We start from the raw sequence: 18727 nt of genomic DNA, 5'->3' as shown, positions 1-18727 counted from the left end.
TGTTCCACGGTTCCCTGCGGGCGTTACCTTACCGTGATCTTCCGTTACCCTTTCGTGATGCGGGCGGCCAGTGTGCTGACACTCGGCGTCGACAAACTTGGTTCTACGAGCGCACGATCCGCTGTGCGCAGCAACGCGTTCGAGTCAGAACCACATTCCACGGAGGGACCGACATGGCCGCCATTCTGTTCGGATCGATCAGCACACTCGCCGACACCTCGGAGATGCAGCGTCGCGCGTTCAACGACGCCTTCGCGGCACACAACCTCGACTGGACGTGGTCGCGGCAGGACTACACCGCAATGCTCACCAGCAACGGCGGCGCCTCGCGGATCGCCGACTATGCCGCCTCGAAGGGTCAGGAAGTCGACTCGGCTGCAATCCATTCGACGAAGTCCGACATCTTCCAGAAGCTGCTCGCCACGGAAGGCGTAGAGCCGCGACCGGGCGTACTGGACACCATGGCGAGTGCCCGTGAGCACGGGTTCAAGCTGGGCCTCGTCACCACGACCTCCCCGGAAAACGTGACGGCACTTCTGGATTCGTTCGAGAAGCTCAGTGCGGACGCCTTCGACATCGTCGTCGACAACGGCAAGGTCACGAGCGTCAAGCCGGACCCCGCGCCATATCTCTTCGCCGTCGACGGCCTCGGCGAGCAGGCCGACCAGTGCATCGCGATCGAAGACAACGTCGGTGGCGTGAAGTCCGCCTCGGCCGCCTCCATCCGCTGCGTCGCATTTCCCAACGCGAACACCGCCGGCGGCGACTTCTCGGACGCAGTGGCAACCGTCGACCACCTCGATGCCGACAAGCTCCGCGAGTGGGCCGAAGGACGACCGTGACGACAGCGACGACACCGACGACACCGACGACACCTACGACGGAAGGACAGATCTAGATGAGCAACATGCAGGCGCAGGTCACCGCGACACCGCGTGCGTTCCACGTCGAGGGATACGAGAAGATCGAATACGATCTCTTGTACGTCGACGGAGTTTTCGCAATCGAGAACGTCGAACTGGCCGACAGCTACCGGCCCTACGGCCGAGCACTGATGGTCGTCGACGAGACGGTGTACTCCATCTACGGCGACCGCATCCGAACCTACTTCGGCTATCACGAGATCGCATTGACCGTCGTTCCGGTCAAGATCGCCGAGACGGCCAAGTCGCTCGAGACGTTCGAACGCATCGTGGGGGAGTTCGACCATTTCGGTCTTGTTCGCACCGAACCCGTTCTCGTGGTCGGTGGGGGACTGACGACGGACGTCGCAGGTTATGCGTGTGCTTCCTACCGTCGCAACACCCCCTACATCAGGATTCCGACCACGCTCATCGGTCTCATCGATGCGAGCGTCAGCATCAAGGTCGCCGTCAACTACGGCAAACACAAGAACCGCCTCGGTGCCTATCACGCGTCGCAGAAGGTGTTGCTGGACTTCTCGTTCCTGGAGACGCTGCCCGAGGATCAGGTTCGCAACGGCATGGCCGAGTTGATCAAGATCTCGGTGGTCGGCAATTCCGACATCTTCGACATGCTCGACGACCACGGCGTGGACCTTCTCCGTACCCGCTTCGGGCATCTCGACGGCAACGCCGAACTGCGTGCTGTTGCCGACCGACTGACCTATCAGGCGATCGAGACGATGCTCGAGCTCGAGGCACCGAACCTGCACGAAATCCAACTCGACCGCGTCATCGCATTCGGACACACCTGGAGCCCGACGCTCGAATTGACGCCCCCGGCGCCGTTCTTCCACGGGCACGCCATCAACATCGACATGGCGTTCTCGACCACGCTGGCCGAGCAACGTGGCCTCATCAGCACCGATGACCGCGACCGCGTTCTCGGCGTCATGAGCCGGCTCGGTCTCGCACTCGACAGCGACTACCTGACTCCCGAACTGCTCACCGACGCAACCGCCTCCATCCTCAAGACGCGCGACGGATTACTGCGTGCGGCGGTGCCGGACCCCATCGGATCGTGCAGGTTCCTCAACGACATCACCACCGCCGAACTCACCGATGCGCTCACCTTGCACAAGAAGGTGTGCCTCGACCGCGAGCGTGGTGGCGACGGCGTGGACATGTTCACCGGTCACGGCGCCGATGCCTGAAGCGGCTCGCGCGACGCCGAGACCCGTCACGCCGACGACGATCCTCGCCGCGGAGTTGCGGGCCTTGGCTGAATCGGCGGACGAGGGCGCCGTCGGTGTCGAGTTCGTCGAGCGACTGCGGCGCGCACGGGATCTCGCCGACGGACTCGATCCCTACCTCGATCGGTGTACGACGCCGGAGTCTGCGGCCCTGGCGTCGTTGTCTCGGCGTACGAGGGAGATGGATTGGGCATCGCGGGGGTTGGTGTCCGGGTCGGGACCACTCGAGCAGGAAATGCTGTCGGGACATGTGGAGGGTCAGGTGCTGAAGTTCCTCGTCCACATGACCGGAGCGAGAAGGGTTCTCGAGATCGGGATGTTCACCGGCTACTCTGCACTGGCGATGGCCGAAGCGTTGCCCGAGCGAGGCGAAGTCGTCGCATGTGAGGTCGACGAGTTCGTTGCGCAGTTCGCGCAGGAGTGCTTCGCCGAATCACCGGTCGGTGACCGGATCGTCGTCGAGGTCGGTCCAGCGCTCGACACTCTACGACGATTGAACGGGCATCGTTTGCCGTTCGATCTTGTGTTCATCGACGCCGACAAGACCGGTTACCTCGACTACTACCGGTTGCTCCTGGAGAGCGCTCTGCTCGCCGAGCGTGCCGTGATAGCGGTGGACAACACGCTGCTGCAGGGGACCCCCTACGCCGACGGGAGCGCTAGGACGACCAACGGCGACGCCGTCGACGCCTTCAACCGGTTCGTCGCCGATGATCCTCGGGTCGAGCAGGTGCTGCTGCCGATCCGCGACGGGGTGACCCTCGTTCGACGAGTTCAGGACCGATGACAATGCATATCGGTGCTGCGCATATCGATTCCGCTATGCGGACGCTCGGCGCCCTCGGCGCGTTGATCGTCACGTTGCCCGTCGACCTCGCTGTGGTTGGCGTCGCGCTTGCTCGGCACCGCCCCGTGTCGGTGACGCCGAGCGGCAAAACCGTGATGGTCAGTGGCGGGAAGATGACAAAGTCGCTGAGCCTCGCGAGAGCCTTTCACCTCGCAGGGCATCGCGTCGTATTGGTGGAGTCGGCGAAGTACCGGTTCACCGGCCATCGCTTCTCTCGTGCGGTCGACAGCTTCCACTGCATCCCGGACCCGACCGATTCCGCCTATGCCGACGCTCTGGCGGACATCGCTCGGCGCGAGAACGTCGACGCATTCGTACCCGTGGCGAGCCCGGCGGCCAGTATCCACGACGCAGATGCGCGCCGGTTGTTAAACAAGCAGTGCGAGGTGGTGCACGCGGACTCGGTGACTGTCAGAATGCTCGACGACAAGAGTGCCTTCTCCGAATATGCTGCGTCACTGGGCCTTCCGGTGCCGCACTTCGCTCGCATCACCGATATCGACGACATCACGTCGTTCCCGTTTCGTCCGGGACGCGAATACGTCCTGAAACGAATTGCCTACAATCCCGTCGGTCGAATGGACCTGACTCGGCTTTCGGGTCGTACGCCGGAGCGCAATCTCGCGTTCGCGCGAACGCTGTCCATTTCACCCAGCGATCCGTGGATCCTGCAAGAATTCATCGCGGGGAAGGAGTACTGCACCCATGGGACGGTGCGCGACGGCGTCCTGCAGGTCTACGCATGCTGCGAGTCGTCGGCCTTCCAGGTGAACTACGCGATGGTCGACAAGCCTCGAATCCGTTCGTGGGTAGACACATTCGTGGGTGCGCTGGGAGCCACCGGGCAGATGTCGTTCGATTTCATCGAGGCCGACGACGGCACGGTCTACGCAATCGAGTGCAATCCCCGCACGCACTCCGCCATCACGATGTTCTACGACAACGACACTCTCGCGAACGCGTATCTCGGGCCCGTCCACGAGGTCGTCGTTCCGACCGACGCGTCCAAACCGACATACTGGATCTATCACGAGATGTGGCGACTTCTCACCGAACCGAACCGGTTACGGCGCCTTCGCGTTGTTTTCGCCGGAACTGATGCGATCTACGCGCGGTGGGATCCGTTGCCGTATCTACTCGTTCATCACGTGCAGATCCCGTCGCTGCTGCTGAAGAACCTGTTCAGTGGGCGCAGTTGGTCACGCATCGACTTCAACATCGGCAAGCTCGTCGAGACGGGTGGCGACTGATGACCGATCGTGACGCACCACACCGCAGCGGCATGAGGGTTCTCGCCCTCGTCGGTTCGGCGGTCGACGAGTTTCACGCCGACCTGTCTCGGGTCTACGCCGGTGGCTTCTTCGACGCGTTGGCGGACGAAGCCGAGTACCGACTTCGGCTGGCGTTCGTCACACCGGACGGTGCGTGGCGCTTTCCAGAGAGTTTGGACACCGCGAGTATTGCTACTGCTCAGTCGATGTCGGCCCCCGATGCGTTGACCCGGATCACTGCGGACGGGGTCGATCTGATGGTGCCGCAGATGTTCTGCAGGCCGGGCATGACCACATACCGCGCGGCCTTCGATCTACTCGGTATTCCGTACGTCGGCAACACTCCGGAAGTGATGGCTCTGGCAGCGGACAAGCATCTCTCGCGAGCCGTCGTCGCCTCGGCAGGCGTGGCCGTACCGCGCGGTGAAGTGTTGCGAACTGCCGGCGCCACGACGACGCTCCAGTTCCCCGTTGTGGTCAAACCCGTGGATTCCGACAACTCGATGGGTGTCACCCTGGCGCACGACGACGCGGCGCTCGCGCAGGCGGTGGCCGACGCATTGGCGTTCTCCGATTCGGCCCTCGTCGAAGAGTACGTCGAGCTGGGTCGAGAAGTGCGATGCGGAATCATCGTCCGCGACGGCGAGCTCGTCTGTCTGCCGCTCGAGGAGTACGCGGTCGATGCAGACAAGCCCATCCGCAGCAGCACCGACAAACTCGACAGATCCGACGGCGGTGACCTCTACCTGGTTGCCAAAGACACGACCAAGGCCTGGATCGTCGACGTCGACGACCCGATCACCGACAGAGTGTGGGACGCCGCCCGCCGCTGCCACATCGCACTGGGATGCCGGCACTACAGCCTCTTCGACTTCCGCATCGACCCGGACGGAAATCCCTGGTTCCTCGAAGCCGGCCTGTACTGCTCATTTTCGCCCAGCAGCGTCGTGGCCGTGATGGCCGCAGCCGCAGGAGTACCCGTCACCGATCTGTTCGCCGGATCAGTGCGTGAAGTGATGTGAGAAAGGAGTTCGCGATGAGAAACGAGAAGCTCGAACCCGTCGGGGCGCGCGTGGCCGGCGTACGCGTCGGCGAGCTCGGTCGCGCCGAAGTGGCCGAGCTGACGTCCGTGCTCGCCGAACGCGGGGTGGTCGTTCTACCGCACCAAAGCGTCGACGACGAACACTTCCTAGCCTTCCTGCGCTCGTTCGGCGAGCTGGTCTTCACCGACGGGGAGACGCCCGTCGGCGGGTATCCCAACCTCAACGTGATCACCAACGTCGGACGCACCACCCCGCCGAAGTCCACGTTTCACGTCGACACCACCTACGTTCCGCGCCCACCCGCTTACACCGCACTTCGAGCCGTGGAAGTGCCCGAGCACGGCGGCCAGACCTTGTTCAGCAACCAGTACGCCGCGTATTCGACGCTGCCGGAGGACGACCGCAACTTCGTCGAGCATCGGTCGGTAACTCACCGAGTGACAGGGTTGGAAGGCATCGATGGATCCGCCGTTCACCCGCTCGTTCTCGAACATCCGCTCTCGCACCGGAAGTCACTGTACCTGTCTGCTCCTGCCCGGTGCGTCGCAGTCAGTGGAATGTCCGACGCCGACGCGGCCGAGTTCGTGCAATACCTCGTCGACCACTCGACGCGGGAGGAGAACGTATACCGACATTCCTGGTCACCCGGAGATGTCGTCATGTGGGACAACCGATGTGTGATGCACAAGGCGGATCACTCGGGCGTCGTCGGAGACCGAGTGATGCACCGGGGCATGGTTGCGCCACCGAGGTAATGGGGGCGGAACGAAACCCTCGCCTTTATGAACCGACGGACTTCATGAACCGACGGCCGAACGCCACCAGCGATCGGCGGGCCCGACGGGCGTCGTGCGCTTGTGGCGTGTCTTGCCGAACCAGATCTCGATGGTCTCGGCGGCCGCCTCGTCCACGGCTCCGCCTTCGAGGTATGCGTCGATCTGCGCGTAAGTGACCCCGAGGGCCTGCTCGTCGGGCAGTGCGGGCCGGTCGTCTTCGAGGTCTGCGGTGGGGACCTTGCTCCACGTGGACTCGGGCGCGCCCAGGTGGCGTAGCAGCGCGGCGCCCTGGTTCTTGGTGAGGCCGGTAAGTGGTGTGATGTCGACTCCGCCGTCGCCGTATTTGGTGTAGAAGCCGGTGACGGCTTCTGCGGCATGATCGGTGCCGACGACCAGCAGGTTTTCTTGCCCCGCAATGGCGTACTGCGCAATCATGCGTTCACGTGCCTTGACGTTGCCGCGCACGAAGTCGTCGAGCTTGTCTCGGCCGAGAGCTTCGGCGACCGAGCGCGACGACGCCTCGACGGCGTCTCGGATGTTCACCGTGACGGTTCGGTCGGGCAAGATGAAGTCGATGGCCGTTTTCGCGTCTGCTTCGTCGGCCTGAGTTCCGTGCGGGAGACGAACCGCGACGAACGCGGCCTCCCCGCCCAACTTCTCGACTTCCTGGACGGCGAGTTGAGCCAACTTGCCTGCCAGGGTGCTGTCCTGGCCGCCGCTGATGCCCAGCACGAACCCACGCGTACCGCTCGCACGTAGGTAATCGGCCAGGAAGGCGACGCGATCGTGTATCTCCTCAGCCGCGTCAATGGTGGGCTTGACGCCCAGTTCGTGCTGAATCCGAGTGCGCAGCGAGGCATCCATGCCTCTCGGTGTGCCCTTCGCACGTAAGCGTCAAACCGCCGGTGTGCGCCGAACCGATGCAGCTTGCGCGCGGCCTGTGCGCTGGGCCACAATGGAATCCAATGACACCGAACAGGTGTTCACTATACGAACAGGCGAGGGATGACTTCGACATCTGCAACAGCCGCGAAACGGGTCACGGCTCGTGCGGTCGTGATGCTGTGCTGGGTATCGGTACTGCTGGACGGCTTCGATCTCGTCGTGCTCGGCGCGTCCATTCCGTCGATCCTCGACGACACCGCCTTCGGTGCGGACACGGCGACGATCACCGCCATCTCGACCGCGGGCCTGGTGGGCATGACCATCGGAGCGCTGACGATCGGCACACTCACAGACATTCTCGGCCGGCGGAAGTCGCTGATCCTCGCGGTCGCGGCGTTCTCGGTGTTGACGTTTCTCTGCGCGTTCGCGCCGAATCCGCTCGTGTTCGGCGTCTTCAGGTTCCTCGCCGGTGTCGGACTCGGGGGCGCGCTGCCGACTGCACTCGCACTGGTCAACGAATTCACGCCGAAGCGAAAGGGCGGATCCGCGTCGACCACCTTGATGACCGGCTACCACGTGGGCGCGGTCGCCACTGCCGTTCTTGCGCTCGTGCTCATCCAACCCTTCGGTTGGCGGTCGATGTTCGTCGCCGGTGCCTTGCCTGCAATCGTATTGTTGCCATTGATGATTCGGTTCCTGCCCGAATCGCCCGCGTACCTGTTGGTCAAGGGTCGCCGGGCCGAAGCGGAGGCGATAGCGGCAGCCCACGGCCTACAGCTCGAACCGGCGCCGAAAGAACCAGCGCCTGTGGTCAATCCCATCCGCACACTGTTCGCGTCGTCGATGATTCGAAACAGCATTGCCATCTGGGTCACCTCGTTCATGGGCTTGCTGCTGGTCTACGGCCTGAACACGTGGTTGCCGACCATCATGCGCGAGGCCGGATACGAACTGGGCGCGGCTTTGACGCTGCTCCTGGTGCTCAACTTCGGTGCCATCGTCGGCTTGCTGGTCGCGGGGCGCGTCGCGGACAGAATCGGGTCACGAACCGCTGCCATCATCTGGTTCACGTGCGCTGCTCTGTTTCTCGCTGCTCTCAGCATCAAGGTGCCGTTCGGCGTCTACGTCCTGGTCTTCCTCGCCGGGTGCTTCGTCTTCAGTGCACAGGTCTTGGTCTATGCGTTCACCAGCTCGGCGTACCCACCCGAGGCTCGGGCCACCGCGCTCGGATGGGCTGCAGGTATCGGCCGCCTCGGGGCGATTTGCGGACCAATTCTCGGCGGGGCACTCCTCGGGGCAGGCATCGCATCACCGTGGGGTTTCTATGCCTTCGCGATCGTCGGCGTGCTGGGGGCCGTGGCCATCTCCACCAGCCGGGCCTGAACGCCCCCGGCGGTCAGGGAAGTATCCAGCGCGGGCATCACCGTGCTCATTCGCGTTCCAATGCGAAGTAATAGTGTTTGCCATCGTCCAGGACGACCTCGGATTTACCGTTCATGATCCCCATGAGTGTGGAGTCGTGGACTCTCTTGAAGTGGTCGAAAATCGGTGCCCCGTCGTAGACCATCGTGGCGGTGACCTCTCCACGAAACTCCACATTCCAGAGTGACGCCTCACCGTTCCCTGCTTCGACGTCCGAATACAGTTCTCCGTCGTCGTTTCGACAGATGAGGGGCTTCGCGTCGTCCAGGGTGAGAAATCGTTTGCCGTACCAATTCGAACGAGCCAGTCTGCGGCATAGGCGGTGACCCGTGAAGAATTGCGAACCCTTCCAATTTCCGAGCACGTCCTCAGCGCCGACCGTGTCGAGCGCTGCCCAGATGACGTCCAATTCTGCCGGGTCGACGCCGTTCGTTCTCTCGAGGGCATCGTTGAACCGAGTGCGTGCCGTGTCGGTGTCCATGCTCAGACCTCCAGAGGCCGTCGTTGCCGAACCATTTGGTTTGGCTGTGTGGTGGAAGCTACGCCGAACCAAATGGTTCGGCAAGGGCTAGGCTGACCACGTGAGAAGTGCAGGCGAAGCGACACGCGAGCGAATACTCGACGCAGCCAGGTCGGAGTTCGCCCGGTACGGAATCGCGGGCGCGCGTGTCAACCGCATAGCCAGCGAGGCGCGGGCCAGCAAGGAGCGCCTGTACGCCTATTTCGCGAACAAGGAGGACCTCTTCGCCGCGGTGTCCGGCAGGTGGGTGACCGAGACGGCGGCCGAAACGGCGTTGCGGGGAGACGACCTGCCTGCCTATGCGGGCAGGCTGTTCGACAACTTCATTGCGAATCCTCACAACGTGCGTCTGCAGAGATGGGCAGATCTGGAAGAGACGACGCGGACGGCCGACGATTCGCGTGTCGACGCGGTTCGCTCGAAGGTGCGAGAAATTCGACGCGGTCAGCAGGAGGGGTTCGTCGACGACTCGTGGGATGCCGTCGAATTGCTTGTCATGGTGACCGACGTCGTCCTCTCTCTTGCTGTAGGGCATTCCTCGGGGTCATCTGCCCGTCGCAGAACGGACGCCGCACGGCGGGCGGACGCGGTGGAAGCGGTTCGCCGAATTATCGCGCCCCCGAGCTCGTAGTGGCGTTGTGGCAAAGTCGGGTCGTCAAGGCCGTGCCCGCTCAATCGTCTCGGCCGTGCCCAGGCGCCTTCGCAGGTATGGCGAAAGAATCGGGAAACAGGGCCATCAACCTCAGCAACATGACGGCGTGTGTGCGGGGGACCACTCGGACGGCACCCATGTCCTTGGAATAGACGTGGAGCCGCAACGCGAGCGTCTCCGATACAGCGGCAACCGTGTCGGCGTCCGCGACGTTGATCTGCAGTGCCCGGCGTACGCGCCGGCGGGACAGCCCGGCCTCCGGTGCGCCGCGGACCCAATCGTCGGTGACGTACAGCAACCGATGGCCTGAGACGCCCCGTGGGAAACGTCCGACGGGATCGGTCAGCACCACAGCGTCGGCGATTACACCCAGAGTGCGAAGTCTTGCTTTCATCGCGTGGTCACGTCCCCGACCGATGGGGCGCACCCTGGGCACAATCGACCTGACAAACATTCGGAGTCCGGTGAACGGCGACGACACACCGCCGTCCACACCGCCGTCCACGTCGGCGCTGTCGTCGGCCGGATCGATCCAGAGCACACGCACGAACTGGGTCAGCGCCTCGGCAAGTGCGACGTCGGAATGCCCAACGCGGTCGCGGTCCTTTCCAGGGATGAAGACGACCGTGGGCCAGGTCGGTGTCGCGGGTCCGGTCGTCGTGGAAGGTGCGGCGCGCCCACCTGAGCCTGAGGAGAACAACATGAGTAAGTCGATCCGTCAAATGGGTTGGGCGTCCGAGGGCAGGGGAAAACATACTTCGTCGTCAATAGTACGGGTTGAAACAGTCGCGAAGAATGTTACCGTTCGCTGCCTGGGGCTTCTCGGTGATGTGCACTCCGAGGGCGATTTGCGCGGCTCGATCTCTACCTGTGACAGTCAGTAACTGGTAATCTTCGTAACAGATAGGCCCCATGCAGTGTCTATGGAGGGAAACCAGCAACATGACCAGCACTTTCGACGCACCAACCCACGTCTTCGATCCCGAGGACGTGTCGGCGCGACTGCTCGATTCGGCTGCTCAACTGTCGTACGACCCGGCCGAAGAAGTCGATTGGAACGCGGACCTGGACCCCAGCCTGTACGGCCTCAACCCGGAGTGGAGCACGCTGTACGGCACCGACCTCTGGAACGAGATGACCGAGGAACAGCGGATCACGCTGACTCGGCACGAGGTGTGTTCGATCATGAGCACCGGCATCTGGTTCGAGATGATCCTGCAGCAGATGGTGCTGCGGGATCAGTACTGCAAAGACTCGTCCGCCTCCGATTTCCAGTTCGCCCTCACCGAAATCGCCGACGAGTGCCGGCACTCGATCATGTTCGCCCGCGCCTGCACGAAGATGGGCATCCAGTCCTACTTGCCCCGACGCATGTCCCGTGAGCTCGGTCGGGGGTTCAAGGCCTTGGCAACGGCCGAAGCGGCCTACGGCGGCATACTCGTCGCCGAAGAGGTGCTCGACGTCATGCAGCGTGACTGGATGCGCGGAGAGAACGTGCTCCCGCTCGTCCGGACAACCAGCAAGATCCATGTCGTCGAAGAATCGCGTCACATGACGTTCGCGCGACAGCAGATGCGCGAGCGCATCGAAGGTAAAAGTGCACCGCGACGCAAGTTGAGCGCATTGGTCGTTGCTATCGCCGCACGAATCATCGTCTCCAACATGGTCAACAAGGGCGTATACGCGGCTGCCGGCCTGGATACGGACCGTGCGGTGCGTGAAGCGAAGAACAATGCGCACCATCACATGATGATGCGCACCAGCAGCGAGCACCTGATGGCTTTCCTGCACGACTGCGGCTTGGTCACCAAGCCGGCAGAGGCCATCTACAAGCGCCTGCACATGCTGTGAGCTGTGCTGCAAGGATGGCGAACTGATCGAACGAAGAAGACTACGGAGAACCGACCATGGCCTTCGCCATCACCCAGAACTGCTGCAACGATGCCTCATGCCTGTCGGTGTGCCCGGTCAACTGCATTCATCCGACGCCGGACGAACCCGATTTCGGCAAGACCGAGCTGCTATACATCGACCCTCGCACCTGCATCGACTGCGGAGCCTGCGCAGATGCGTGCCCGGTCGACGCCATTACCCGGGTCTCCAGGCTTTCGCCGGACCAGGCCATTTATGCCGACATCAACGCCGAGTACTACCGTGACAAGCCGGCCATCGCCGAATGGGCGCCGCCGAAGTTCCCGCCCGCGGCGGTCAACACTCTTCCGCGCTTCGATGTCGCCATTGTCGGAACCGGTCCTGCTGCGTGTTACACCGCGCAGGCATTGCTGCGGGTACCGAAGAGTCGCATCACGTTCTACGACCGGTTGCCTGTTCCCGGAGGTCTCGCGCGGTTCGGTGTCGCTCCGGACCACCTCGGTACGCGCCGAATCGGCGAGCACTTCCGCAGCATCTTCGCGCACCCGCGCGTGACGATAAAGCTGGGTGTGGAAGTTGGGGTCGATGTCTCCCACGCGGACCTGCGGGAGTCCTTCGACTCGGTCGTCTACGCCGTCGGCGCCGACAGCGACCGGCTTCTTCCGATTCCCGGAATCGATCTGCCCGGGTCCATGAGCGCTCGAACACTTGTCGGTTGGTACACCGGGCATCCCGACGTACCGGCGGATGCGGTCGATCTGCGCGGCATCGAGCGGGTCACCATCATCGGAAACGGCAACGTCGCACTCGACGCCGCCCGAATTCTCACTGCCGATCCCGCAGATCTGGTCGGCACCGCCATCGCTCCACATGCTCTCGCGGCCCTGCGCGCGAGCACCGTGTCCGAGGTGTTCGTGGCCGCACGCCGCGGCCCGGAGAACGCGGCCTTCACTCGTTCCGAATGCCAGGCTCTGGTGACGCGAAACGGGGTGGACGTCGCGGTGTCCGGTGCAGCCGACATACTCGACGTGATCGATTCGCTGCCCCTGTCGGCGCCCGCGTCGGCGTTGCGCGGCGCACCCAGGGTTGACGACACTGCCCGGGGAATCAACCGCCGAATCGTGTTCGGCTTTTCGCGCGCGCCCGTCGCTGTCGAGGGGTCGCGGCGGGTCTCCTCGGTAGTCTTCGAGGGCGGTACCAATATTCCGTCAGATCTCGTGCTGCTTGCCATCGGCTATCGCGGTACCCCGTCTCGCGGGTTGCCGTTCGACGAGGTCCGCGGTGCGATCCGAAACGTGAGCGGCCGAATCACTCGCGACGACGGCACCGTGGACCCCGGGCGGTACGTGGTCGGGTGGGCGAAACGTGGCGCGTCCGGGGGCATCGGTGACAACAAGGTCGATGCCGAACAGACGGTCGACAACATCCTCGAAGACATCGCTGCGGCTGGTTCAAGCCCCTTGGAGCCTGCTCGCGCACTGCTTACCCGTGTGCGCGGACGCATCGCCAAGTAAGAAGCGGCTTCGTCCGCCAATCCGGACACGGACCGACGTCGAATCCACAACGGACAAGTAACGGGGCATTGCAATGCATGCCCCGGGCTGGCTTGCGCCCGTGCACGCGGGCAAAATCGGCATCGGTAGAACCGGGCGGCAGCAGTCAGGGCGGAAGGCACCGTGAAACTATTGCGAGCACATTCGGGGGGGCTGTGGTCTCAACCCACCCGAACGTGTCGGCCGTAACTCGGCGAGGCGAGTGACCGCCGGTTACCGCACTACCCCCTGCCCGGCCCTCGACAAACATCGCTCGTGACTCGTAGCGCGATCGGTACCGCCATCGGCTTGTTGATGGCTGCGGAGGGCGTCGACGCACGCACGGCATTCGCACGCCTGACCCCAAGATTTCGCAGAACACCAACTGGATAGCCAAAGACGTCGCAGTGGAGATTATCGACAATTTCAGCCCATAGCCTTACTGCCGCGACAGAACAAGCCCTGCACTTTCTGGGAGTATGGACCGATGCACACAACCCGGCCGGCCGTGACCGAGCACGTCGTCCTCGTCGACGACCACGGGCACGCCCTCGGCACGCAACTCAAATCGACCGTTCACACCACTTCGACACCGTTGCACCTCGCGTTCTCCTGCTACGTCTTCAATCCCCGCGGGGAGGTGCTCATCACTCGACGCGCCGGACACAAGAAGACCTGGCCAGGCGTCACGACCAACAGCTGCTGCGGTCACCCGGGGCCCGACGAGGATCTCGGCGACGCGGTCGTGCGGAGGCTCGAACAGGAGCTCGGAATCGCTGTCACACCGCCGCGGCTGCTGCTCCCCGGGTTCAGATATCGCGCCGTGATGGACGACGGCATCGTCGAGAACGAACTGTGCCCGGTGTTCGGAGTGGTCTACGACGGAGCAGACCTCGATCCCGATCCGACCGAGGTTGACGATGCCCGGTGGATTCCGTGGACGGAATTCTCGAGGTTCGTTGCCGACGGCGGCGCGGTGTCGCCGTGGTGCGAAGAGCAGATGAACCAACTGCGCATTTTCGGTGACGATCCGCTGGCGTGGCCGGTGGGAGACCCGTCGGGCTTGCCCGCGGCGGCCAGCTACTCCGCGACCCCCGACTGACCGCAGACGCAGAGTGTCGGTGTCATTCGAACAACCGACACTCACCGGATATGGTTCATCGGTGCACCACACGTGGAAATCGCCGCGCCCGCCCGAGTCGGTAGACGGATCGGGCGGTGACCGTGCAGCGACGCGCTGAGAACACCCGCCATGCAGTCCTCATGGGCGCCGCCGTGAGCTTCGAAAAGTTCGGGTACGGAACAGCCAGTCTCTCTACCATTCTGCAACACGCAGGGGTAACCAAGGGCGCGATGTACTTCCACTTCTCGTCGAAGGAAGAGCTGGCACACGCTGTTGTCGACGCCCAACATCAGATGGCGATGGACGCCTTCCGGATGGTCGTCGAACAGGTGCCCGCCGCGCTGGACGCACTCGTGGCCGTGAGTCAGGAGATGGCGCGACAGTTGGTCGTCGAACCCGTCGCCCGTGGCGGCATGCGGTTGACGCTCGAGATCGGAAGTATAAGGGGGCCGGTGCAGCGGCCGTATCTCGACTGGATCGAAGCCATTCGCAACCTCGCCGCAAGGGCTGTCGACGAGGGAGACATTGCCGCGGACGTCGACGTGACAGCGCTGGCCAGGTTCATCGTCGGAGCGTTCACGGGCGTGCAGACCCTGTCGGACGTGCTGAGCGGCCGAACCGATCTGTACACCCGGCTTTCCGAGATGTGGGCTCTTCTGCTGCCGTCGGTGGCGTCGCCGCATGCGCTCGAACGTGTTGCCGCGTTGGCCGCGAAAGAACCCCACGAGTGGGAAATGGCCGTCACCTACCCTGGAGAGACAGCAGCCGACCCCACGTGAACGGACTTCCATGACCGACGTACTTTCCCGCCGCGACCTCGACTTCCTCCTTTACGAATGGCTCGATGTGGAGTCGCTGACCGCGCGGAAGCGGTTCGCCGAGCATTCGAGGGAGACGTTCGACGCGGTGATGGACCTGTGCGCGGACATCGCGCACAAGCACTTCGAACCACACAACAAGCTGTCCGACGCCACCGAACCGACCATGCGGCCCGACGGCACGGTGCGGATGATCGACGACGTCAAGACTGCACTCGACGTGTACTCGGCAGCCGGGCTCATCGCAGGCCAATTCGACGAATCCCTGGGCGGAATGCAATTGCCGACCACCGTCGCGCGCGCGGCGATGGCATGGTTCCAGGCAGCGAATGCGTCGACATCGGCGTACCCGTTCTTGACGATGGCCAACGCCAACCTTATCGCCACCTACGGCACGTCGACCCAGATCGACGACTACGTTCGCCCGATGCTCGAGGGCCGCTACTTCGGAACGATGTGTCTGTCGGAACCACAGGCAGGCTCGTCGCTCGCCGATATCACCACGCGTGCGGTGAAGCAGGAAGACGACAGCTATCGGATCACCGGAACCAAGATGTGGATCTCGGGTGGCGACCACGAGCTGACCGAGAACATCGTTCACCTCGTTCTGGCGAAGACCGCAGGAGGCGGCCCGGGCGTCAAGGGCATCTCGTTGTTCGTTGTCCCGAAGTTCCTCCCCGATGGAACCCGCAACGACGTCACCCTGGTCGGACTCAATCACAAGATGGGTAACCGGGGCACCACCAACACCCTCCTGTCGTTCGGCGACGGACACCACGCCGTCGCAGGGCAGCCGGGAGCCCTGGGCTTCCTCGTCGGCGAAGAACACCGAGGCCTGTCGTACATGTTCCACATGATGAACGAGGCCCGGATCGGCGTCGGCTTCCTGGCGATCTCGCTGGGTTACGTCGGCTACCGCAAATCGCTGGAGTACGCCAAGGTGCGTACGCAGGGGCGTCCACTCGGCGCCAAGGACCCCTCGGCGCCGCCTGTGCCGCTGATCGACCACGCCGACGTCCGACGCATGCTGCTGGCGCAGAAATCGTACGTCGAAGGCGCGATGGCGCTCGGCCTCTACTGTTCCCGTCTGGTCGACGAGCAGGACACCACGGACGACGAACAGATCGCGAGCGACTCGACGCTGCTGCTCGATCTCCTCACGCCGATTGCCAAGAGCTGGCCGTCGCAGTGGTGCCTCGAAGCGAACAGCCTCGCCATCCAGGTGCACGGTGGATACGGATACACCCGTGACTACGACGTGGAGCAGTATTATCGCGACAACCGACTGAATCCGATTCATGAAGGCACACACGGGATTCAGGGTCTGGACCTGCTCGGGCGCAAGGTCGCCATGCGCGGCGGAGCCGCTGTGGCCCTGCTCGGGTCGCGCATCGCCGAGACGCTCGCCCGAGCCGAGAAGTCCGGCGGCGCAGCAGCAGAGTACGCAGCAGAACTCGGCGAATCATGGTCGAAGATCGTCGAGGTGACGGCGAGGCTGTGGTCGACGGGCGACCCCGCCGTCGCCCTTGCGAATTCCACGATCTATCTCGAAGCCATGGGGCACATCGTCATCGCCTGGATGTGGCTCGAACAGCTTCTCGCCGTGGGGGAGAAGTCCGGCGACTTCTACGACGGCAAGCGCAGCGCCGCACGGTACTTCTTTCTCTACGAACTGCCCAAGGTGGGGCCACAGATCTCGCTGCTGGCGCGACTCGACCGCACCACCCTGGACATCGAACCCACCTGGTTCTAACGAACCAGCAGCGTGAACGAGTGCTCGCGGACCAGGATCGTCGGTCCCGAGCCCTCGTACGCCTGTCCGGGATCGCTCGAGACGGCGAGCCGCCAATCCGATGCTGGTAGCGTGAATTCCACTGTCGCACTGGACGAGTTCACCAACCACCCGAACGTGTCTTCGTCGTCGGCGGACGCCATCTCGACCAACATCGACAGCGCCGTGCCGTCAGTCCAGTCCTCGTCCGACAATTTTTCGCCGTCGGCGCGATAGAAGTCGACATAGGTCTCGCTGTTCGAGTCGCTGTCGTGCCTGAACCACGTCGGGCGCAGAGCCGGGTGATCCCGGCGCAGTGCGATGAGGTGGGCAGTGAACTCCTGTAGATCGGTGTCCGCGCCGGACCAGTCGAACCAGGACAACTCGTTGTCCTGGCAGTAGGCATTGTTGTTGCCCTGCTGCGATCGACCGATCTCGTCGCCACCCAGAATCATGGGAACACCGGCCGACAGCAGCAACGTCGCGAGGTGATTTCGTTGCTGTCGAGCACGCAATTCGAGCACGCCCGGGTCGTCGGTGGGCCCTTCGGCGCCGCATCCCCACGACCGGTTGTCGGACTCGCCGTCCTCGTTGTCCTCACCGTTCGCGTCGTTGTGCTTGTCGTCGTAGCTGTTCAGATCGGCCAAGGTGAAGCCGTCGTGCGCCGTGACGAAGTTGACGCTCGCGAGCGTCGGCCGCCGGGTGCTCTCGTACACGTCGGGGGAGCCCGTGATTCGCTGCGCGAAGGCACCGAGCGAGCCGTCTTCCCCACGCCAGAAATCACGGACGTCGTCGCGGAACTTGCCGTTCCACTCGGACCACCTGGCGGGGAAGCCACCCACCTGGTAACCCTGCGTGTCCCAGGGCTCGGCGATCAGCTTCACCGATGCGAGCGTCGGGTCCTGGTGAACCAGATCGAGGAACGCACTGTGCTTGTCCAGATCCGAATCCTGTCGCGTCAGCGTGCTCGCGAGGTCGAAACGGAAACCGTCGACGTGCATCTCGGTGACCCAGTAACGCAACGAATCCATGATGAGGGCGAGCGCGGCCGGATGGCCGACGTTGAGGCTGTTGCCGGTGCCGGTCGTGTCGAAGTACGAGCCGCGATCCTCGTCGACCAACCGGTAGTAGGACCGATTGTCGATGCCCTTGAGCGACAACGTCGGTCCGAGATGATTGCCCTCGGCGGTGTGGTTGTAGACCACGTCGAGGATCACTTCGATACCCGCGGCATGCAGGGCCTTGACCATCGATTTGAACTCGTCGACCTGCCCGCCGGTGTCACCGGTGCTGCTGTACTCGTTGTGCGGCGCGAGAAAGCCGATCGAGTTGTATCCCCAGTAGTTCCGGCGGCCCTCCTCGAGCAGATGCGAGTCCTGAACGAACTGATGCACCGGCAGAAGTTCGACGGCGGTGACGCCGAGGTCGACCAGCGTGCGGATCGCAGCCGGGTGCGCCAGCCCCGCGTAGGTGCCCCTGAGGTCCTCGTCGACATCTGGATGTTGCGCGGTGAAACCCTTGACGTGCACCTCGTACACCACGCTGCGATCCAGCGGTGTCATGGGCGATGTGTCCGAGCCCCAATCGAAGTCGGACTTGGTGACGACGGAGACTGGCATCGATGCGGCGGAATCGGCGTCGTTGAAAGTATCGGGCTCGTCGTGCAGGTGTGAGAACACCGACTCGTTCCAGTCGACGGCGCCCGAAATAGCGCGCGCATACGGGTCGAGCAGAAGCTTGTTCCGGTTGTGCCGCAGGCCCTCCGCCGGATCCCACGGTCCGTCGACACGCAGTGCATACCGTGACCCGTCTACGAGGCCGTCGACGAAGCCGTGAAAGACATGACCGGTACGATGGTCGAGCACCGTCGACGACAGCTCCGCATTGGAGTCGTCGAGCACGACGACCGTGACGGAGTCCGCGGTTTCGGAGTAGACGGCGACGTCGGCGAGTTCGGATCCGCGAAGCGTGACTCCGAGCGGGTACGGCCGGCTGACGGGCGAGGTGGGGGAGGCGGTGTCGGGCATTGCTGCCCAGTAC

Annotated in this window: 18 protein-coding genes; 14 read left to right on the top strand and 4 right to left on the bottom strand. The window is 63.5% G+C overall.

The window, feature by feature from the left end:
- Positions 1–173 precede the first annotated feature (173 nt).
- The 6 genes from WBQ44_RS22355 to WBQ44_RS22330 are packed head-to-tail and all read left to right on the top strand — an operon-like array spanning position 174 to position 6071.
- Positions 174–842, top strand: a complete 669-nt coding sequence (locus WBQ44_RS22355) for an HAD family hydrolase (protein ID WP_495568850.1) — start codon at positions 174–176, stop codon at positions 840–842.
- 56 nt (positions 843–898) lie between these two features.
- Positions 899–2116 carry a sedoheptulose 7-phosphate cyclase gene (locus WBQ44_RS22350; RefSeq protein ID WP_495568849.1) on the top strand — a complete coding sequence of 406 codons (1218 nt, stop codon included), beginning with the start codon at positions 899–901 and terminating at the stop codon, positions 2114–2116.
- Complete coding sequence (locus WBQ44_RS22345) at positions 2109–2942, top strand: O-methyltransferase (protein WP_495568848.1); 834 nt, start codon at positions 2109–2111, stop codon at positions 2940–2942. Before WBQ44_RS22350 ends, WBQ44_RS22345 begins: the two co-directional genes overlap by 8 nt.
- The gene (locus WBQ44_RS22340) at positions 2939–4252 is read left to right on the top strand and encodes an ATP-grasp domain-containing protein (RefSeq protein ID WP_495568847.1); all 1314 of its coding nucleotides are present in this window, start codon (positions 2939–2941) and stop codon (positions 4250–4252) included. Before WBQ44_RS22345 ends, WBQ44_RS22340 begins: the two co-directional genes overlap by 4 nt.
- Positions 4252–5295 carry a D-alanine--D-alanine ligase family protein gene (locus tag WBQ44_RS22335; protein ID WP_495568846.1) on the top strand — a complete coding sequence of 348 codons (1044 nt, stop codon included), beginning with the start codon at positions 4252–4254 and terminating at the stop codon, positions 5293–5295. Before WBQ44_RS22340 ends, WBQ44_RS22335 begins: the two co-directional genes overlap by 1 nt.
- A gap of 14 nt (positions 5296–5309) precedes the next feature.
- Positions 5310–6071, top strand: a complete 762-nt coding sequence (locus WBQ44_RS22330) for a TauD/TfdA dioxygenase family protein (protein WP_495568845.1) — start codon at positions 5310–5312, stop codon at positions 6069–6071.
- A gap of 42 nt (positions 6072–6113) precedes the next feature.
- Here WBQ44_RS22330 and nadE read toward each other — a convergent pair whose 3' ends face one another.
- Positions 6114–6956 carry an NAD(+) synthase gene (nadE, locus tag WBQ44_RS22325; RefSeq protein WP_495568844.1) on the bottom strand — a complete coding sequence of 281 codons (843 nt, stop codon included), beginning with the start codon at positions 6954–6956 and terminating at the stop codon, positions 6114–6116.
- A 141-nt stretch (positions 6957–7097) separates the two neighbouring features.
- Here nadE and WBQ44_RS22320 point away from each other — a divergent pair, with 141 nt between their 5' ends.
- Positions 7098–8360 (top strand): MFS transporter, encoded by a 1263-nt coding sequence (locus WBQ44_RS22320; RefSeq protein WP_495568843.1) that lies wholly within the window; start codon positions 7098–7100, stop codon positions 8358–8360.
- A 46-nt stretch (positions 8361–8406) separates the two neighbouring features.
- On the opposite strand, the gene WBQ44_RS22315 is transcribed toward WBQ44_RS22320, so the two are convergent.
- Entirely contained in the window at positions 8407–8880 is a 474-nt protein-coding gene (locus WBQ44_RS22315; protein ID WP_495568842.1) for a DUF4334 domain-containing protein, read from the bottom strand.
- 100 nt (positions 8881–8980) lie between these two features.
- Here WBQ44_RS22315 and WBQ44_RS22310 point away from each other — a divergent pair, with 100 nt between their 5' ends.
- Positions 8981–9550, top strand: a complete 570-nt coding sequence (locus WBQ44_RS22310) for a TetR/AcrR family transcriptional regulator (RefSeq protein ID WP_495568841.1) — start codon at positions 8981–8983, stop codon at positions 9548–9550.
- 40 nt (positions 9551–9590) lie between these two features.
- Here WBQ44_RS22310 and WBQ44_RS22305 read toward each other — a convergent pair whose 3' ends face one another.
- Positions 9591–10274, bottom strand: a complete 684-nt coding sequence (locus tag WBQ44_RS22305; RefSeq protein WP_495568840.1) for a hypothetical protein — start codon at positions 10272–10274, stop codon at positions 9591–9593.
- Between the two features lie 209 nt (positions 10275–10483).
- Here WBQ44_RS22305 and WBQ44_RS22300 point away from each other — a divergent pair, with 209 nt between their 5' ends.
- The 6 genes from WBQ44_RS22300 to WBQ44_RS22275 all read left to right on the top strand — a co-directional run bounded on the left by WBQ44_RS22300 (position 10484) and on the right by WBQ44_RS22275 (position 16669).
- Entirely contained in the window at positions 10484–11422 is a 939-nt protein-coding gene (locus WBQ44_RS22300; RefSeq protein ID WP_495568839.1) for an AurF N-oxygenase family protein, read from the top strand.
- A 56-nt stretch (positions 11423–11478) separates the two neighbouring features.
- The gene (locus WBQ44_RS22295) at positions 11479–12957 is read left to right on the top strand and encodes an FAD-dependent oxidoreductase (RefSeq protein WP_495568838.1); all 1479 of its coding nucleotides are present in this window, start codon (positions 11479–11481) and stop codon (positions 12955–12957) included.
- Between the two features lie 294 nt (positions 12958–13251).
- Positions 13252–13368: an ANTAR domain-containing protein gene (locus WBQ44_RS22290; RefSeq protein ID WP_495568837.1), complete on the top strand. Its 117-nt coding sequence runs from the start codon at positions 13252–13254 to the stop codon at positions 13366–13368.
- Between the two features lie 94 nt (positions 13369–13462).
- Positions 13463–14077 (top strand): isopentenyl-diphosphate Delta-isomerase, encoded by a 615-nt coding sequence (gene idi / locus WBQ44_RS22285; RefSeq protein ID WP_495568836.1) that lies wholly within the window; start codon positions 13463–13465, stop codon positions 14075–14077.
- Positions 14078–14193: 116 nt separating this feature from the next.
- Entirely contained in the window at positions 14194–14877 is a 684-nt protein-coding gene (locus WBQ44_RS22280; RefSeq protein ID WP_495568835.1) for a ScbR family autoregulator-binding transcription factor, read from the top strand.
- A gap of 10 nt (positions 14878–14887) precedes the next feature.
- Positions 14888–16669, top strand: coding sequence for an acyl-CoA dehydrogenase (locus WBQ44_RS22275; RefSeq protein ID WP_495568834.1), 1782 nt, complete (start codon positions 14888–14890; stop codon positions 16667–16669).
- Here the strand turns inward: WBQ44_RS22275 and glgX are convergent.
- On the bottom strand, positions 16666–18714 hold the full coding sequence (glgX, locus tag WBQ44_RS22270) for a glycogen debranching protein GlgX (RefSeq protein WP_495568851.1): 2049 nt from the start codon (positions 18712–18714) through the stop codon (positions 16666–16668). The two genes, WBQ44_RS22275 and glgX, sit on opposite strands and share 4 nt — an antisense overlap.
- Between the last annotated feature and the right edge of the window lie 13 nt (positions 18715–18727).

Source organism: Rhodococcus sp. (in: high G+C Gram-positive bacteria) (assembly GCF_049591685.1).
Lineage (GTDB): Bacteria > Actinomycetota > Actinomycetes > Mycobacteriales > Mycobacteriaceae > Rhodococcoides.
This window is presented reverse-complemented; position numbering and strand designations above follow the sequence as displayed.

Bases quoted from the DNA above. Each gene is read 5' to 3' on its own strand.
- WBQ44_RS22355 (WP_495568850.1), top strand. From the start codon at position 174: ATGGCCGCCATTCTGTTCGGATCGATCAGCACACTCGCCGACACCTCG.
- WBQ44_RS22350 (WP_495568849.1), top strand. From the start codon at position 899: ATGAGCAACATGCAGGCGCAGGTCACCGCGACACCGCGTGCGTTCCAC.
- WBQ44_RS22345 (WP_495568848.1), top strand. From the start codon at position 2,109: ATGCCTGAAGCGGCTCGCGCGACGCCGAGACCCGTCACGCCGACGACG.
- WBQ44_RS22340 (WP_495568847.1), top strand. From the start codon at position 2,939: ATGACAATGCATATCGGTGCTGCGCATATCGATTCCGCTATGCGGACG.
- WBQ44_RS22335 (WP_495568846.1), top strand. From the start codon at position 4,252: ATGACCGATCGTGACGCACCACACCGCAGCGGCATGAGGGTTCTCGCC.
- WBQ44_RS22330 (WP_495568845.1), top strand. From the start codon at position 5,310: ATGAGAAACGAGAAGCTCGAACCCGTCGGGGCGCGCGTGGCCGGCGTA.
- nadE (WP_495568844.1), bottom strand. From the start codon at position 6,956: ATGGATGCCTCGCTGCGCACTCGGATTCAGCACGAACTGGGCGTCAAG.
- WBQ44_RS22320 (WP_495568843.1), top strand. From the start codon at position 7,098: ATGACTTCGACATCTGCAACAGCCGCGAAACGGGTCACGGCTCGTGCG.
- WBQ44_RS22315 (WP_495568842.1), bottom strand. From the start codon at position 8,880: ATGGACACCGACACGGCACGCACTCGGTTCAACGATGCCCTCGAGAGA.
- WBQ44_RS22305 (WP_495568840.1), bottom strand. From the start codon at position 10,274: ATGTTGTTCTCCTCAGGCTCAGGTGGGCGCGCCGCACCTTCCACGACG.
- WBQ44_RS22300 (WP_495568839.1), top strand. From the start codon at position 10,484: ATGCAGTGTCTATGGAGGGAAACCAGCAACATGACCAGCACTTTCGAC.
- WBQ44_RS22295 (WP_495568838.1), top strand. From the start codon at position 11,479: ATGGCCTTCGCCATCACCCAGAACTGCTGCAACGATGCCTCATGCCTG.
- idi (WP_495568836.1), top strand. From the start codon at position 13,463: ATGCACACAACCCGGCCGGCCGTGACCGAGCACGTCGTCCTCGTCGAC.
- WBQ44_RS22275 (WP_495568834.1), top strand. From the start codon at position 14,888: ATGACCGACGTACTTTCCCGCCGCGACCTCGACTTCCTCCTTTACGAA.
- glgX (WP_495568851.1), bottom strand. From the start codon at position 18,714: ATGCCCGACACCGCCTCCCCCACCTCGCCCGTCAGCCGGCCGTACCCG.